An 18,595-nucleotide genomic window follows, 5' to 3' on the forward strand; every position below is an offset into this window, starting at 1 on the left:
TCACTCAAGCAGCGCGCTCAGCTTGTGCGTCAGCGGCGCTGTCTTGTCCAGGTGCAGCCGCAGGCCGGCGTTCGGATCCATCCGCTGCGCGCTGGCGCCCAGGTGGCTGACGAAGCGGTCCTGCCAGCTCGGCACCTTGATGCGGCTCGGCAGCGTCGCCGCGACCGGGTCACGCAGCGTGCGGACCGACCAATCGATGTTGATGGCCGCCGCTGCCTCCGCCTGGCCGCTGGGCGTCGCGATCGCCTGGGTGTCCACGGCCACGAAGCCCGGTGCCGCGGAGCTTGGGGCGCCGGTCGCCGTGCTGCGTTGTCCGGCGGCCAGATGGTCGTCCATCACACCGTCTTCCGCGTGCCCCTCGCCGATCACATGACCCATCTCGTGGATCAGCACGCTCAGCAGGTCCATGCGGCCGGCGGCCGGTCCATGGCCGGCCACCAGCCCGCTGCCGGTCTGCCGGAACTCGCTGCTGTCCTGCGGCGTGGCATCGACGAACCAGCCCCAGCCGGCGGCATCGCTGTCGATGGTGATGCGGCCCGTCTCGGCCTGGCCCAGGGTCAGGCCGGACAGGTCGGCCACCCGGAACTCCACCGCATCGAGCTGGGCCAGTTGCGCGGCCGTGACGCCGGTATCGACCCAGCTCTGGCGGGCCTGGGCCACCAGGCCGGCCAACTGGGAGTCGAGCAGCATCGAGGCCTGCGGATTGGCCGCCGTCGGCGCTGCTTGGGCCAGCAGCAGTGCAGTGCCGTTGTCCGGATGCGCCTGCTGGTTGCCGTTGTGCAGATTGCCGGCCACGAACAGCACCAGCTTGCCCTGAGGATCGCGGATCTCCAGGCTGGCGAAGTCGGTGATGCCGGGCTCGCCGTTGTCGGTCAGCGTGAAATAGATCTTGTAGCCGGACACGCCGTTGAAGCGCCCCAGGGCCTCGCCGACCAGGGTGTCGAAGGGCGCCGGCCGCGGCAGCGGGTCGAGCAGCGGATCGTCGTAGCAGCGCACGCTGAGGAGCTGCTCCATATGGAAGCGGTTGCCCTCGAAATTGACCTCCAGATTGCTGGAGCCGCTGTCCGGGTCGCAGTAGATCTCGAAACCATGGGTGACGCGCATGCCGTCTTCGGTGTAGACGCTGCCGCCGCCGGTCATGCGGCCCATGCTGTGCACCGGCGCGGTGACGCGGTAATAGGCCGGATCGTCGTCGCGCACGACCGTGCCGCTGACCACGTCGGTGCCGCTAACCTGGGCCACATTGACATAGCCGCCCTCCACCATCGCCCGGTTGTTGACGCCGCGCGAGGTGAAGAGCCAGGTCTCGCCCGGATCGAGCAGGCCGTCGCCATCGGTGTCGCCGGCGTTCTTCTGGCCGCGCAGCACCGGCGCCGGCTGGAAGTCGTCGTTCGGGTTGTCGGTGGCGGCGTCGTCGATCAGCGTGATGCCCGAGAGCGTGCGGGTGCCGGTGTTCTGCACCTGGAAGGTCCAGACCGGCAGGGCGCCGGCCTGCAGCAGGACCGGCCGATCGGGATCGTTGGCGTCCTCCGCCGCGGTGGGACGGTTCGGGTCGACCGCATTGATGGCCTTGACGACGCGGATCGAGGCCTGGCCGCCCGCCGGCGTGCCGAGGTAGTAGGCCAGATCGGTGTCGCTGAAGCGCTGGCCGCTGCCGTCGCTCGGGCTGGCGATGACGGTGGCCGTGTTGACATGCTGGCCCAGCGTGGCCGTCGTCGGGGCGTTGACCACGCCCGCCGAGCTGAACAGCCAGACCTCCTCGGCGCCGAGGCGGCCGTCGGGATCGGTGTCGCCGCCGATCAGCACCGGCATGAAGCCGTCCGAATCGACCAGGTCGACGATGTCCAGCGTCACGCCCGACTGGTTGAAGACCTGGTAGGTCCAGACCACCGGGGCGCCGACCTGCAGCAGCGGGCCGGTGGCGCTGTTGGCATCCTCGTAGCGGGTCGGCGCGGTCGGATGCAGCGCATTGATGGACTTGACGATGCGCACGCCGCCGGCCTGGCCCAGATAGCTGGCGCTGTCGCTGTCGGTGGCGGTCGCGCCGGTGCGGCTGTCGGTGGCCGTGGCCTTGACCACATTGGTGTTCAGGCCGGCCTGCGCCACCAGATAGCCGACCGGGGTGCCGGCCGAGGTGTAGCGCCAGGTCTCGCCGACATCGAGCAGGTTGTCGCGGTCGGTGTCGCCGATATTGAAGCCGCCGCTGAGCAGCGGGGTCGGCGTGAAGTCGTCGCTCGTCACGCCCGGCGTGCCGGCATCGTCGCGCACCGACGTCACCGTCAGCGGCCCGTTGCCGGTATTGCGCAGCAGGTAGCTGAAGCTGATCGGTGTGCCGAGATTCAGCGGCAGCGGCTGGGCCGGATTGTCGGCGTCCTCCGCGACCGTCGGCTGCAGCGGGTTGGCCGGGTTGATCGCCTTCTCGATATCGATCGTGGCGACCGCACCGAACAGATTGGCCGGGTCGTCGTCGCGCACGATGGCCCCTGTGCGGTTGTTCGTGGCCGTGACGCTGACGTAGTTGGTGTAGGCGCCGGGGGCCGCCGTGCGGTTGGCGCTGTAGAGCCAGGTCTCGCTCTTGTCGAGCAGGCCGTTGCGGTTGGCATCGCCGACGTTGTAGGCCACGCCGCCCGACAGCGAGGTCACCGGCGTGGGCATGAAGTCGTCGCCCGGCACGCCGACGGTGCCGGCGTCGTCCACCAGCGCCACATTGCGCAGCGGATCGCTGCCGGTGTTGCTGACCACGTAGCTGAAGACCACCGTCGAGCCGGCCTGCACCATCACCGGCGTGGCCGGGTTGTTGGCGTCCTCGATCGGGCTGGGCCCGAAGGGCTTGACCGCATTGACCGACTTGACCACCTGCACCCCGGCCGCGCTGCCGTAGTGATAGGCCATGTCGCTGGCCGTGGCCACGGTGGCGCTGATCGGATCCTTGACCGTCGCCAGCGCGGTGTTGGCGTACTGGCCGCTGCCGACGGTGCCGGTGGCGCGGTACAGCCAGACCTCGTTGGTATCGAGCTGGTTGTCGCGGTCGAGGTCGCCGACGTTGAAGCTGGTGCCGGTGGCGAGCATGGCGGCCGGCGTGAAGTCGTCGCCGCTGGCCGTCGTGCCGGCATCGTCGCGCAGCGACGTCACCGTGACGGCGCGCTCGCCGGTGTTGAACAGCTGGTAGGTCCAGACCACCGTGCTGCCCACGCTCAGGATCGGGCCGGTCGCGCTGTCGGCCTGCTCGTAGGTGGTCGGGGCATTCGCGTTGACCGCATTGACCGACTTCTCGAGCTGGATGCTGACCGCCGGCGGCGAAACCACGCCGGTGTAGTAGGCCGGGTCGTTGTCCTGCACGACGGTGCCCGTCAGAACGCCGGCGCCGCGCACGGTGGCCAGGTTGACGTAGCTGCCGGCCACGGCGCGATAGGCACCGGCCGCGGTACCGGCCGAGCTGAAGCGCCAGACCTCGCCGCTGTCGATCTGGTTGTCGTGATCGGCATCGCCGATATTGAAGATCTGGCCGCCGACATTGACGGTGACCGCCGCCGGCGTGAAGTCGTCGCCGGTCACGGCCGGCGTGCCGGCATCGTCGACGATGGCGCTCAGGCTCAGCGCCTCGGCGCCGTCGTTGAAGACCAGATAGGTCCAGGTGATCGGCGTGCCGATCAGCAGCGTCGGGCCCGGGGCGCCGTCGGCGTCTTCGGCGGCCGTCGGGTTCAGCGGGTCGACCGCGTTCAGGGCCTTCTCGATGCGGATCGCCGGCTGCGGCGTGCCATTGCCGTTGTAATAGACCAGATCGTCGTCCTGCAGCGCGTTGCCGGCGGCCGAGTTGCCCTGCACCGTCGCCAGATGGCGCTGCAGGCCGGCCTTGGCCAGGCTGCCCGTCGGTGCGGCAAACAGCCAGGTCTCGCCGACTTCCAGCAGCCGGTCGCCATCGTCGCCGCTGACATAAACGGGCACGATGTCATCGCCCAGCAGGGCCGGCGTGCCGGCATCGTCGAGCAAGCTGACATCGCTGATCGGCGCGCCGTCCGGGCTGAGATTGCGCACGAGGTAAGTCAGCTTGAGCGCCGTGCCGGCGGCCAGTGCCGGGCCGGTGGGCTGGTCGGCGTCCTCGGCCGTCGTCGGCGCCAGCGGCAGGACCGCGTTGATCGCGCTCTCGATCTGGATCACCGCCGTGTCGGGCGCCGAGGGCACGCCACCGCTGGGCGTGCTGCCATGCTGGGTCTGCAGCGGCGCCAAAGTGCGGTCATCCTCCTTGCCGCCGGAATCGTCGTACTTCGCATGGCCGTGGCCCGGCTGCGGGTCGCGCGGCCCGCCATGCTGATCGTTCCACTCCGGATCGTCCTGGTTCACCAGGCCGATCTCGCCATGCGGCTCGGCCTGCGAGCGGTCGGCGCCGCCGGCGTAGGCCAGCTCGGTGATGAAGGCCTGCGCATGCGGCGAGAGCAGGCGGTTGATCGTCGGCGCGCCGAAGCGGGCGAAGGGCACGATGAAGCTGTTGAACTCGCCGGTCCAGTCGAACATCCGATCATGGCCGGTGTTGGCGATCAGCACGTCCAGCCCGCCGCCGCCATAGGCGAAGTCGCCGGTGCCGGCGGTGTTCTGCACATCGGTCGCGTCGTCGGTCTCGTCGTTGAGGCCGCCGTGGGTGTCGAGGTTGTCGTCGAGCTGGTGGTAGTCGTCGCCCAGGCCGCCGAACAGCCGGTCGTGGCCGGTGCCGCCGAACAGCGCGTCGTGACCGCCGTCGCCGAAGATCCAGTCCTTGCCGTCCTCGATCAGCACGCCGCGATCGAAGGCCTCGAAGTTCAGCAGGAAGCCCTCCACCTTCACCATCGGGTTGTCGGCGTCGTAGAAGTCCAGCTTGCGGGTGATCGGGTCGTACTGGAACGGCGCCGCGGTGGCGGCCCGCACATCGTTGTAGAACGGGGTCAGCGCCTCGGCGCCCGATAGCGCGTCGTTGCCGTCGCCGCCGTGGATGAAGTCGTCGCCGAGGCCGCCATAGACGACGTCGTCGCCGCCCTGCTGCTCCCAGGCCAGCAGATTGACGGTCTTCTTGATGTAGCCGTTCAGATCAACCACCGCGCCGGTGAAGGGGCCGGGCAGTTCGATCAGACGCTCGGTGCTGATGGTGATGCCGTACAGCGGCTCGGCCAAGCCGTTTCGGCTGGTCGAGATGCGGCCATCATCGCCGAGCAGGCCGTCCTCGCCGCTGCCGCCGAACAGCCGGTCGCTGCCGGTGCCGCCGTAGAGATCGTCGTCCCAGCCGTCGCCGTAGAGCACGTCGTTGCCGCGCCCGCCGTGGACGATGTCGTCGCTGTCCTCGGCCTTGACCAGGTCGTTGCCGCCGATCGCGGCCGCATCGTTGCCCGGCGTGTAGTCGAGCAGGTCGAAGGTGCGCACGACAATGCGCTGGCCGCTGCGCTGTTCGGTGGCCTGCGGATTGGCCGGATCGGAACCGATGTCGACCGTCTGGTCGTAGGTGAAGCTCAGCGGCTGGCCGTTGGCGCCGAGGATGCGCAGGATCACCGCATTGTCGCCGGTGATCACGTCGGCATCGAAGGCATGTTCGGCGATCAGGCTGAGACGCGAATCGCCACCGGTGCCCAGCGTGTTGCGCTCGATGCGGGTACCGGCGCCGCCGAAGATGATGTCGGCGCCATCGGGCCGCAGGTTCGGCACGCTCAGGCCGTAGAGGTTGGAGCTGCCGCCGATGAGGTCGTCCTGGCCGAGGTTGCCGAAGATCACGTCGTTGCCGCCGCCGCCCTCGACATAGTCCTCGCCATCGCTGAGCAGGCTCTCGACCGAGGCCTGCACGATCAGCGCACCGCCGCCGCTGATGCTGGCGGCGACCTGCGGGCCGAGGATGGACGCATCGCCCTGGATGAGGTCATCGCCCAGCTGGCCGAAGATCTCGTCATCGTCGGCGCCGCCGGCGATGTAGTCATTGCCCCAGACGCGGACGTCGCGGTTGTTCGGCTGCTGTTCCAGCGCGGCGCTGTGGTCCAGCAGGCGGATGCGGTATTCGCGATGCAGCACTCGCTGCGCCGTGACGCCGGCCGGCAGCACGCCGTCCGGATCGGCGTTCAGCGGCCGGCCCTGGGCATCGACCGAGACGGTCTGCGAACGCCCTTCGCCGGCCCCCGCCAGTTCGCTGTAGAGCGTGGCGCCGGTCAGCGTGGCGAAGCGCACGTCGAGGTTGTCGGGGCGGTAGTAGATGTCGGCGTTGTCGCCGGCGATCACGTCGCTGCCGGTGCCACCGTCGAGGCGGTCGTCGCCGTCCAGCGCACCGACGACATTGCCGCCGCCGATCAGGATGTCGTCGCCGTTGCCGCCGAAGACTGTGTCCTTGCCCTGCTGGCCCAGCAGCACGTCGCTGTCGTCGTCGCCATAGATCAGGTCGTCGCCGCTGCCGACGTTGGTCGTCGTGTTGATGGCCGTGAAGACCACCGAACGCTGACCCGCCGGGCGCAGCTCGGGCGCCAGCGGGGGCAGGCTTTCCCTGGACAGGAAGAAGCCGCCGACGGCCTGCACCTGGCCCTGGTCGCCAAAGACCAGGTCATCGCCGCTGCCGGCGTGGATCTCGTCACCGCCGCCGCCGCCGAAGATCAGGTCGCCGGCGCTGCCGCCGGAGATCAGATCGGCCGCGCCGTTGGCGAAGCGTTCGCTGGCCACCGAGTCGACGAAGCCGGTGGTCAGCAGCTTGTCGCTGGCCGTCACCGGGAACTGCAGATTGCTTGCATTGGCCGTGGCGTAGCCGAACACCGCCTGGCGGCCGGCCGCCGCGGCGTAGTTCGGGTGGATCGTGCCGCGCGGCACGATCTGGTTCACGACGCCATGGTCGCCGAAGATGATGTCGGCACCGGCCTCGCCCGAGAGCGTGTCCTTGCCGGCGATCATCTCGTCGTGCACGGGCCCGAAGGGCAGCCGGCCGAAGCCGGCGTCGGCCGTGACCATCACCAGCGTGCGCGTGATCGGGTCGACGTTGAAGCCCGAGTCGCCATAGATCAGGTCGACGCCGCCGCCGCCGCGGATGGTGTCGTCGCCCGAGCCGCCGGCCAGGTGATCGCCGGCACCGGTGCCGATGATCGTGTCGTTGCCGGCGCCGCCGTAGATGGCGATGCCCAGCACGGTGGTCTCGACGTCGGCGCCGGTGAACAGGGCGCTGGCGTCGATGACGTCGTTGCCGGCCCGCTGGAAGGGATTGGCCCGCGGGAAGCGGAACAGGTCGTCGGCCGTGCCGACTTGGTCGAAGAGCTTGGCGCCCAGCACCAGGTTGTCGCGCCGGCTGGTGGCGCTGGTCGTACCGGCGTACCAGTTGCCGTCCTGCGAGGTATCGCCGTAGATGACCAGCGGCGAGCCGGCACCCGCACCGCCGGTGACCGTGATGCGGTCGCCGACGATGCTGCTGCCGTTCGGCGTCAGTGCGCTGTTGCCGCCGCCATGCACGATGGTGATCGTGCCGTGGCGGGCCGGGCCGCGATCGGCCTGCGGGCCGTCGTCGGCGCCCTGCAGCGTGCCGGTGATGCTCAGCGTGTCGTTGCCCTGACCCAGCAGCAGGTTCAGCACCTCGATGTCCGACTTGCCGCTGGCCGCATCGCCCCAGCTGATGCCGGCCAGGGCCGAGCTCTCGCCGAAGCGGTTGGTCGGGATGTTCAGGGCCGGCGGCATGCCGAAGCCGGTCAGGCCGGTGCGGCCGAGCACGCCGACCTTGTCTTCCTGGCTGTCGTCATCAAAGATGTTCAGCGTGTCGATCTGGTCGCGCTCGTTCGGCTGCGGGGCGATCGTCAGCAACGGGGCATTGCGCTCGCCCGGCAGCAGGACGGCCTCGTTGAGCACACGCTCGCCGCGGGTGCCGCCGACGATCTCCAGCGGCCCGCCGAGGTTGGTCAGCAGATGGGGCGTGATCGGCCATTCGCGCTGCGTAGCCGGGTCGATCGGCAGCGAGCCGGCCACGAAGGCCGGGTTGGGCTTGACGGTGACCGTCTGCGGCACATACCAGTTGGCGGCGGTGAAGGTCAGGGTGGTCGGGGCGGTCAGCACCTGGCCGTCGGTGGCGATGGTGATCACCACGTCCTGCGTCGGCGCCGAGGTCAGGCGCACCGTGTAGCTGTCGTTGACCGACTGGTCGCCCGGCACGGCGGGATCGTCGGCCACCACCTGCGTGGAGCCGTTGCTCTGCCGCACCAGCACGCCGGCGGTGTCGTTGTCGTAGACGCTGACGGCGAACTGCAGGCGCTGGCCGGTGTAGTCGGTGGTCCCGCTCTGGGCGCTGACGACGGCGTCGATGAAGGAGCGCTTGAGGTCTTCGCGGGTGAGGTCGTCCACCGCGCTGAGGTCGATCTGGATGCCGCTGAGCGAGCTGGCCGCGTCGAAGGTGACCCGCGCCAGGCCGTTGCCCAGCGGGGTGAGGGCCGCGCCGCCCAGCAGCAGTTGCTGCGGGTCGTAGCTCAGGGTGACGGTGACCGTCTGGCTGCCCGTCAGCAGCTTGCCCAGGCGCAGCGTGACGCTGTCGGCCAGACCCGGCGTGTAGCCGCCGGCGCCCGGCGTGAGACTGCCTTCCAGCACCAGCGTGGAGCCGCCGCTGTGCTCGACGCTCAGCGTCGCCGCATCGTCGTCCAGCACCGTCACCTCGACATTGCGCACCTTGGCGAAGTCGAAGCTGTCCGTCGTCTTCTTGCGGTCCTCGGCGCTGACCACGGCGCCGGCATTCACCACGGCGCGCACGCTGTGGTTGACGGTCACGGTGCGCGTGCCTTCGGACAGGCTGTCCTGGGCGCCATGGACGTAGACGGTCTGGTTCTGGTCCCAGTTCGCGGCCGTGAAGGCCAGCACGAGGGCGCGGTTCTCACGCACCTCGTCCTGCCCGTCCACCGGCACCGTGCGGGTGAAGTGGGCCGCGTCGCCCTGCGACAGCCACAGCGTGTCGCCGCCGGCGGCCTTCTCCTCGCGCGCGGAGCGCGCGGCCGACACTGTGACGTAGACCGTCATGCCCTCGGCCGGCTTGGTGGCCAGGCGCACCAGGTAGCTGTCGTTGCTGGCGGCGTTGCCCAGCGCCCCTTCGCGCACGCTGGTGCTGCCGCCGGTCTCGGTGATGATCACCGCGCCGGTGCCGGCCTGCGCCACGGTGGCGCCGACGCCGGCTGCGGCGATGTTGTCGTACAGCCCGCCCGGCGAGCTGACGCCGTGCGTGATGCTGCTGGACGCCCCTTCCAGCTGCTGCATGACGATGGGCTCGGCCACGTCGCCGCCGACATTGAAGCTGTCGCTGCCCAGGCCGCCGATGACGCGGATCTTGACGCCCACCGGCGTGCCCAGGATGTAGAAGTCGTCGTCGGCCTCGAGGCCGTCGATCTCCAGCACCTCGATATTGTCGAAGCGCACGTTGACGCCGGCACCGAACACCCCGTCCTCGGTGATGACGAAGTTGTCTGCGAACTCGGTGCCCAGGATGACCAGCTTGTCGAAGCCGCTGCCGCCATCCACCGAGACCGGCGCGTTGATGTTGTACTGGACCGTGTCGTTGCCCTCGCCGGGCTTGACCTTCATCTGCGAGGCGGTGGAGATGTCGCTGGTCAGCAGCGGCACGGCCACGCCGCTCGCATCGCGCACGATATTGCCGTTGGCGTCGGTCTGGGCCAGCGCAAAGGCACGGATCAGGAACTCGTCGTCGCCGGCGTCGCCTTCCAGGCGCAGCTCGGCCTTGTTGCTGTAGACGGTGAAGCTGTCGTTGCCGCTGCCGCCCTGGGCCACCAGCGGTGCCGAAACGCCCGGGCTCAGGTAGCCGCGCGTGGTGGCGATGGTGCTGAAGGCGTCGGCGGCAGGAAGATTGGCCGGCAGGCGCTGGCTGCCGAAGAGCTGACCGATCTGGAAGGCGTCGGCGCCGCTGCCGCCGTCCAAGGTGACGATGGTGCTGGTGTCGTCGACGGCGAAGAAGTCGTTGCCGGCACCGCCGTAGACGTTGAGCCGGCCATTGAGGTTGGCATCGTAGTTGACGCGCTGCACCTGCTGCGGCCGCACCGAGCCGTCGGCGCTGGCCGTGCGCGCCTGGTTGAGCGAGCCGTGCAGCAGGGCGACGAAGCCCGGCGCGCTGGCCGCTTCGTCGGGGATGTAGGCCGAGCGGCGCAGCAGGAAGATGTCGTCGGTGCTACCGCCGACCTCGCTGCCGTCGACGCCGTAGATGGCGGCCTCGTCGACACCGTCCGCGGGCGCGCCGGTGTCCAGGATGTTGACGACGTAGTTGCGCTGCACGCCCTGGCTGCCGGTCGTGCGGATCTCGTAGAAGTCCGTGTCGGCTTGGCCATCCAGCGTCAGCGTGTCGCCGCTGCCGTCGGCAAAGACATGCATGGACTGCAGGCGGTCGACGAGGAAGCGGTCCTCGCCGTCGTCGGCCAGCGTGGCGCTGGAGACCGACCAGCTGCCATAGGCCGTCGTATTGGCGGTGAGGAAGGTCTGGTCGAAGGTAAAGGTGTCGGCCTCGGCATGGCCGAAGAAGCGCGTGAACTCCTTGCTGTTGGCGTTGAACACCGACAGTTCGGCCGGCGCACCGAGGCGGCCGATGGTGCCGCGCAGCAGCATGCGCGTGCCGCGGTCCTCGTCGACCTGCTCGGGCTGGCCGGTGCCGTCGATCTGCGGATCGACGTTGTCGGTCTTGCCGATGCGGCGGCTGTCGCCGCGCACCGTGATGCCCAGGCCGCCAGCGCCGCCGGCAACGATGCGGCTGCTGGCCGCCGTGCTGACGTTGTCGCCGACCCACAGCGTGGCGGTCAAGAAGGCGAGGATCTCGCCCTGCGTCACCGGCGTCGCCTGATCTTCGAAGATTCGCGCGGTGGCGCCGCCGGCGTCGAGCAGCACCAGGTTCTCGGTGTCGGCCGCCGAGGTGTCGGGCACGGTCAGGCGCAGGGTGCCGCCCAGCGCACGCGCCGCCAGCACATTGAGTGCGCCATTCACCTCCGTGAGGTAGACATTGCTCGCAGCCTGCGCGAACAGGCGCCCGCCGCTGCGGGAATCGATGTCCAGGTCGTCGCCGGCGCTGCCGAGGCTGCCGCTGCCGCGCGCATCGAGGTCGATGTCGAAGGCGAAGACGTTGACGCCATCGCGGATGCGGCCGTCGGCGTCTTTGTAGGTCTGGCCGTTGGCGTCGACGTCGCCGGTGTCGCCGTCGACGATGGAGCCGCTGCGGGCCACCAGGGTCGCGTTGCCGGCGGTCGAGTAGACATGGTGGACGCGCAGGTCGCCGTCGGTCTCTTCCAGGTAGATGCTCTGCAGCGCATCGGCCTTCAGCAGGCCGGACTTGGCGGCGCCGTCGACCTGGTCGAGCAGATTGGTTTCTACGAAGTTGATGCGCGTGCCGCCCGCTGCATTGCCGATGCCGCCCGCGATCGCCTTCAGCGTGATGTTGACGCCGGTGACGTCGGCGCTGGGGTCGTCGAGGGCGTCGACGATGGACAGCGGCGCGGTCAGCGTGACCTCGTTCGCGGTGGACGTGATGTCGCCGACACGCATGTCGCCGATCTGCTCGGTCAGCGTGACGAAGCCGTTCGTCAGCACGTCGATATGGCCCGTGGCGGCGCCAAGGATGTCGGTGATGCCGCTGACATTGACCTGCGGCGCCGACGGGGCGGCATTGGCGGCCTTGACAATGATGTTGCCGGTGCTCGGGCTGCCGTTGGCCACCAGGCCGGCCGTCTGGCCGTTCGGGTTGACGAAGTTGTAGGTGGACTTGATGGTGGTGCTGCCACCGTTGCCGCCGTAGAAGCCGACGTCGAGCTTGGCCCCGAAGCTGGCGTTCGGCGGGTCGTCCGGCCGGAACTGGTTGTAGAAGTTGCGGTCGACGGCCGGGCCCGTCGTCGCGCGCACCCGGACGCCGCCGGCGTTGCCGACGTTCGCCTCCAGCACGCCCGCTTGCAGGATCAGGTCGTCGCTGCCGTTGCCGGTGATGCCGGCCCGGACCAGGTCGATGTTGAAGGTGTGCGGGTTGGGCAGGCCGGCGCCGCCGAGCTGGGCCGCGGGGTCGCGCAGCCGGCCCTTCAGATCGAGGAAGTCGTCGGCGCCGGCCTGCGCCAGCAGACGCGTGCCGGAGGTGAGCGCGATCGTCGTCGCGCCATGCGTCAGCGTGTGCGTGCCCTTGTCGAGGTTGGCCGGATCGATCGCGATCGCCAGGTCGTTGTGTGCGTTCGCCGGCGTGCTCGCCAGGCGGATGCGCTGGTCGTCGAGGCGGATCACATAGTAGGTGGCGCCGTCGACGAGATTGCCGAGCGGCGCGGCCGCCGGGCTGGCGTGGTAGACCACCGCGTCGCCGGTCTCGAGCAGCTGCGGCGTGCTGAACGCGAACAGCGGACCCTGCACGACGTCCACCGACAGGTGCTTCTTCGCGCCGGGGTTCTGCGCGTCGTAGCCTATCGTGCCCTGCTGCGCATCGAGGACGAGATCGCGCGTGCGGATCAGCGTCGTGCGCCCGGCTATGAACTGGTCGCGCGCGGTGGCGGCGACGATATCGCCGGTCAGCGCGGTGATGCGCGTCCTGCCGATCGGGTTCTCGATCGTGCCGTTGAGCACGATGTCGGGTGCGAAGCCCAGCTGGGTATTGAGGTTCTGGACCACCACATCGGTCGGCGCAACCGTGCGGCGCAGATCGAAGGTCAGGCTGGCGTCGCGATCGTCGCCATGGGCCTGCAGGTCGACGAAGGCATTGCTGGCGCCGCCGACACTGATGTTGTTGATCTGCAGCCGGCGCGTCGACAGATTGGTGATGGTGATGCCGCTGAAGGTGTCCGCGAACTGGAACAGCGCGCGGAAATCGGTGGCGCTCGGATCGGCGAGGTCGTTCTGGATCTTGTTCGAGATGAACAGGGCCTGGCCACCGACCGCCGCGGGCGTCGGCACGTCGCCGACGATCGCGTCGCCGTTGGCAGCGATGGTGACCGTGGTGCCGATGGCCTTGACGACATTGCCGTTGGCGTCGATCAGCACCTCGGGGCTGGGGCCGGCGGAGATCTCGACATCGGCGTCCCAGCGGATATTGCGGATCTGCTCGGAAACATCGCTGACGTTCGTGTCGTCCGCCTGCACCAGCAGCGCGAGCGCCGTGTAGTTCTCGTTGACGCCGGCGCCGGTGGCGTCGCTGTCACTGCCATCGATGCGGCGCAGCGGCGTGTCCGCATTCGAGCGCGGCGCGGTCTGGACGCGCGCGCCATCGCGCGCCAGGACGAGGTCGCTCAGCTTGGTGCTGTTGCCACCGGTCTCGATCGGGATCGGGATGAAGGCGATCGGAATCGCCAGCGTGTCGCGGTCGACATGGGCGTCGCGGTGGAAGGCGCCGATGTCCACGCCCCGCGTGCTGCGAATGCGGGCGTCGGTGTCGATCAAGCTGGTGACCGTCGACTTCGTGTCGACGTTGGCGTCGGAGATGGCGACCGCGACGAAGCCGCCGGCCAGCGCGAAGCTGTGCACATAGGTCTGCAGATGCGACACCTGCGCATTCAAGGTCAGCGTGTCGGCATCGATCTGGGCGCGCTGTCCAACGGAGGTGGTGGTGCTGCTGGTGACGCTGGTGGTGGCGCTGGCGTTCGAGCCGGCGCCCACGCCACCGCCCTCGGCCTGGGCGTAGACATGGGTGTCCATCGACGAGTCGGACAGGATCGCGACATGGCCGCGCGACTTGAGGACGGCGTCGTCGGCCACGGAGGCCTTGCTGATATTGACGACATCGACGCTGTCCGCGTCCTTCATGGCCGAGATGCCGCCGCCGCCGACGGCCGACACATAGGCCGTGCCCTTGCTGACCGAATGCGTGGCGACCGTGATGCCGGTTTCGGCATCGACGCGCGCGGCGCCGATGGAAGCCTGGGCGTCGTTGATGATGGTGAGCCGGGCCGTCGGCAGATTGATCGCCAGGCCGCCGCCGGCGCCGAAGTCGACGCTGGCATGCGAGGCGCCGTCGCCGGGGGGCGGCGACAGCAGCCGCAGCGAGGTGCCGCCCTGCCCCAGCAGCTTGTGGCTGCCGCCGGGCAAGGGGCCGGCGAGGTCGATGTGCAGCGACTGCGTGCCGCCGGTGCCGGCCAGCTCGACGCCCGCGCCGCCGAAGGCGTGCGTGCCGCTGCGCCCGATGTCGTTGACGTTCAGCACGGCGCCGCCGGGCGTGGCCGCGAGCTGGAATTTGGCGCCATCGCTGTTGACGACGTAATAGGTCGTGCCGGCCTGCAAGGCACCGAGCGTCTGGCGCACCAACTGGTGCTGCACGCCGGCGCCGCCGGACTTGTCGGGTGTCAGCGGGATCGCCGTGCCGCGCAAGGTGGCCGCGTGGTTGGCCTCGTTGGCCAGCACGTCGCCGGCGATGCTGAGCGTGTTGCCGCTGACGCTCTGGATCGTCAACGTTCTGTTGTTGTTGGCCGTGCCGGTGATGAGGATCTGCTGGCCCGCGGCAAAGCCGTCTGCGGCCCAGTTGCCGCCGTCGTTGCGCACGATGGTGTCGGCCGCGTTGTTGACCTGGTTGAAGCTGACGCTGCTCAGCGCGGCATAGCTGGGCAGCAGCTGGATCTTGTTGGCGTCGACCGCCAGCGTGTAGTAGCTCGCGCCATTGGTCAGGCCGCCGATCGCGGCGCCGTTGCTCACATAGGTGACCTTGTTGCCGGTGGCATAGCCCGAACCGCCGACATAGTTGCCGTCGGCGTCGAAGCGGGCGAGATAGAGGCTGTCGTTGTTGACGGTCAGCAGCGCCGGGCTGCCGGCCTTGATGTTGTCGTCGCTGTCATGAACACCATCGGTGTCGACCTGGACGCTGTTGAAGACGGTCGGCGCCGGCGCGACATAGCTCACGGCCTGGCCATTGCTGAAACCGCCGAGATGGATGAAGTTGTCGGCGGTGACGGTCGACGGCGATGTCGACGGGTCGAATCCTGTCGGCGCGGCGTTGGCGGCCGCCTGGGTCGTGAACAGCTTGACCGTGCGCTCGTCCAGCACGCGTACGAAGTAGGTGCTGTTCGGATTCAGGCCGATGCCTGCGGTCGATCCCGGGTCGTAGCGCACGGCGTCGCCGGTGGCGAAGCCATGGGGCGCCGCGAAGCGGATCACGTCGCGCGCCGCGTCGACGCCGACACCCGGATCGATCAGCGAGCCGGTGTCGGCGGATCCGGCGCCGAAGGTGGCGCCCAGTTGCACGCGGTTGCCGTCGATGACGATGACCCGGTAGCTGCGATCGGACTGCAGCGCGCCACCGGCGGTCTGCACCGGCGCATTGCCGTTGGGGTCGTAGGTCACCACGTCGCCGGTGCCCAGGCCGTGCGCGACGAAGCGGATGGTGTCGCCGGTGATGTCGATGTCGTTGGCCGGCTGGAAGGTGTCGCCCAGCGTGACGCCACCGGTGTCGGTCTGCGCCAGGATGTCGGCCAGCACGTCGACGCGGCCGCCGGCAAGCACCGTGGCGGCGTCGCCGATGGTGGCACGCACGGTGGGCGTGATCAGGCCGCTGTTCGTGATCGTGCCAACGGCGATGCCGCCGATGGCCACGCCCTTGGTCGACACATTGGCCGCGGCACGATGCGATTCGGCATCGAGCTTGACGTCGCCGCCGGCGCTCACGGCGCTGCCCTGCCCGATCGAGGCCGTCACCACCGGCGTCAGCAAGGCGGTCGCCGAGGAACCGACGCCGGCCCCGAAGCCGCCCGAGCCCAGGCCGACATTGACTTGACCCTGGCTGGTGCTGGTGGCGAGAAGCCGGACGTCGCCGACGGTGTCGATGGTGGCGGACTGCCCGATGGTCGCGGAGACGGCGTGCGTATCGAGCACCACGGTCTCGGCCTTGACGGCCGAGAACAGCAGGCCGAGACCGACGCTGGTCTCGGTGGACGAAGGCTTGGTCGTTGCCGCTGCGTCGAGCAGCAGCGAGGCGGCATCCAGCACGGCGCCATCGCCGACGGTGGCGCGCGTGGCGCCGCCGACGCTCGACTCGACATGCATGATGTTGACGGTCAGGCCGGAGATGCTGACGCCGGTGGCGCTGGCCGTGCTGAGGTCGGTGCTGCTGGCGCGTGCCTCGACGGCGGCGTTCTTGTCGGTCACGCGCGCCGTCCCGCCGATGCGGGCCAACACCGACGCCTCCGGCGTCACCCTGGAGACCGGCGCGATGCCGCCGCCGGCATACAAGCCGATGCTGATGGCCAGCGCCTCGGTGTTTGCGCTGTTGTCGCCGTTCGCATGCAGCGCGACCGCCTGGGCGCGCGACACCGTGCCGTCCATGCTGGCCTGCGTGCCGCCTGCGACGGTGGCGGTGAGCCGGGAGGCGGCGACGCCGATGCCACCGCCCGAGCCGACATCGGATTTGGCGTGGGCCTTGTTGCTGGCCTTGGCATCGACCAGCAGCGTGCCCGCCGTGGCCACGCTGGCGCTGGCGCCGACGCTGGCCGACACGCCGGCCGTCGACGTGACCTCGGCCGTGGCGCCGGTGACGCTCAACGCGATGCCGCCGGCGATGCTGACCGACACATTCACCGCTTCGGCGGTGTTGGTGGCCTCGGCCGAGACGGTGACGTCGGACGCCGACAGCAGGTCGCCATTCATCGTGGCGCCGGTGGCGCCGCGCACATGGGCTTCGGGCAGCATCACCGTGATGCCGGCGAACAAGCCGCCCGCGCCGCCGCGGGCCGAGGCCTCGGCGCTGTTGTTCGCGCTGGCATCGACCGTCAGCGCGCCGGACAGGCGGAGCTGCGCGTCGTCGCCGACGCTCGCCATGGTCGTCGTCTGCGCGGTGATGTCGGCGTTGGCGGACACACCGGCACCGCTGGCGAGGAAGCTGGCGGCAAAGGAGAACACGTCGGCCACGGCGCTGTTGTCCGCCTGGGCCAGGACGTCGAGGTCGGCCGCCTCGATCGCGGCCCCGGCGCCGATGCTGGCAGCGGTGGCGCTGCCGATGAAGGCTTCCTGCTTGACCGCGCTGACCGAGAGCAGGCCCGACAGGGCCAGTCCCAGCGTGCTGCCGTCGACGGTGTTGGCCGCCTTGGCCGACACCGACACGTCGCCGGCGCTTACGTGCGCGCCGGCACCGATGCTGGCCGTGGTGTCGCCCTCGATCGTGGCGTCGACGAGCACGACATTGATCGCGACCCCGACACCGGCCGCCACCCCGGTGGTGGAGGCGGTGGCATGCGACGTACTTTGGGCGTCTATCGACACTTCGCCGCTGCCGGCGGAGACGCTGGCGCCGTCGCCGACGAAGGCGCGCGTCGAGCGCTCGATCAAGCTGCTGGAGCGCACACCGGCGCCGGCCGCCAGGCCGATGGCGACGACGTCGGTCTCGGGCGTGGCGATATTGTGCGAATCGGCCAGGATGTCGAGGCCGCTGGAGATGATGGTCGACTGGCCGGTCGCGCCGGCCAGCGTCGCGCCGGCGATCGTGACCTCGGAGACCACCGCGGCGACGCCGACGGTGCCGGCGGCCGCGCCGACGGTCAGCGCATCGATGTCGGCGCTGGATGTGCCGTGCACGCGGACCCGGTGGCCGAGGGCGCTCAGCGTCGACGCATCGACCAGGGCCTGCGTGGTGCCGGCGATGGTGGCCTGCGACAGGCCCACCGCGGCCGAGGCCGTGACCGACACGGCGGCCACCGCGCTCTTGGTCGTGACCGTGGGCAGGTCGTGCGCGGTGACGGCGATGTCGCCGCCCAGGGCCGTCACGGTGGAGCGGCCGATCGAAGCGTTGACGTCGTCGTGGATGTCGTTGCTGGCCACCAGCACACCGACCGCAATGCCGACGGCGCCGCCGGCCACCGCCACCGAGGCGTTGACCGCCGAGATCGTGGCCGTGTCGTCGGCCAGCACGCTGACCCCGCCGGCGCTGCGCACCGATGCATCCAGGATATGCGCGTCGACCACATTGCCGATGCTGTTGGTGGCGGCCACGCCGGCGCCGGCAATGGCGCCGCTGCCGATGGCGCCGGCGATGGCCAGCGAGGCTGCCACCGACACGGCCTCGATGCTGGCGTTCTCGACGGCGGTGATGGCAACGTCGCCCGTCCTGGCCTCGACGCCGGCGTCGGCTATATAGGCCGAGACCTGGTTGTCGACCGAGTTGTTGGCCACGGAAACGCCCACCGAGACGGCGACGGCCCCGAAGGCGGCGAAGGCACCGGCCACCGCGACCGCCGCGGTGTCGGCCTGGATCTGCGACAGGTCGCTGGCGTGCAGATCGACCGAGCTCGCCGAGATCCCGCCGGCGCCGCTGCCGTCGATATAGGCGGCCACATCGGTGCTGATGCGGTTGTCGCTGGCCACGCCGGCACCGGCGGCCGCGGCGGAGGCCAGCGAACCGGCGGCGACGGCCACCGAGCCGGTGAACACGAAGGCGTCGACGGACTGCTGCCCATTGGCCACCATCGCCAAGGCGCCGCCGGCCCGGATGCTGCTGTCCTCGGCGAAGGCCTTGACCTCCAGCGGTGCGCTGTTCAGGTTGACCAGCTTCCACAAGGTCGAGTCGGAGAAATCGCCCTGCACCGCGGTGACCTGCCGCCACAGCTTCAGGTCGCTGTAGTCCTGCGTGGCCAGGCTGCCGGCCGACAGGGGGCTGCTGCCGAAATACTCGAACACCGCGTCCTCGGCCGCGCCGCCCACGCCCGCC

The 18,595-nt window shown here is 69.8% G+C and carries 1 protein-coding gene (cut by a window edge); it reads right to left on the reverse strand.

Annotated elements, in window-relative coordinates:
* Positions 1-18,595: the 3' portion of an LEPR-XLL domain-containing protein gene (locus QWJ38_RS17545; RefSeq protein WP_290360395.1), read on the reverse strand. Its footprint extends 11,963 nt past the window's final position; the window shows 18,595 of its 30,558 coding nt (coding positions 11,964-30,558); its start codon lies off the right edge, out of view; its stop codon occupies positions 1-3.

It is taken from the genome of Roseateles violae (assembly GCF_030410485.1).
Lineage (GTDB): Bacteria > Pseudomonadota > Gammaproteobacteria > Burkholderiales > Burkholderiaceae_C > Roseateles_D > Roseateles_D violae.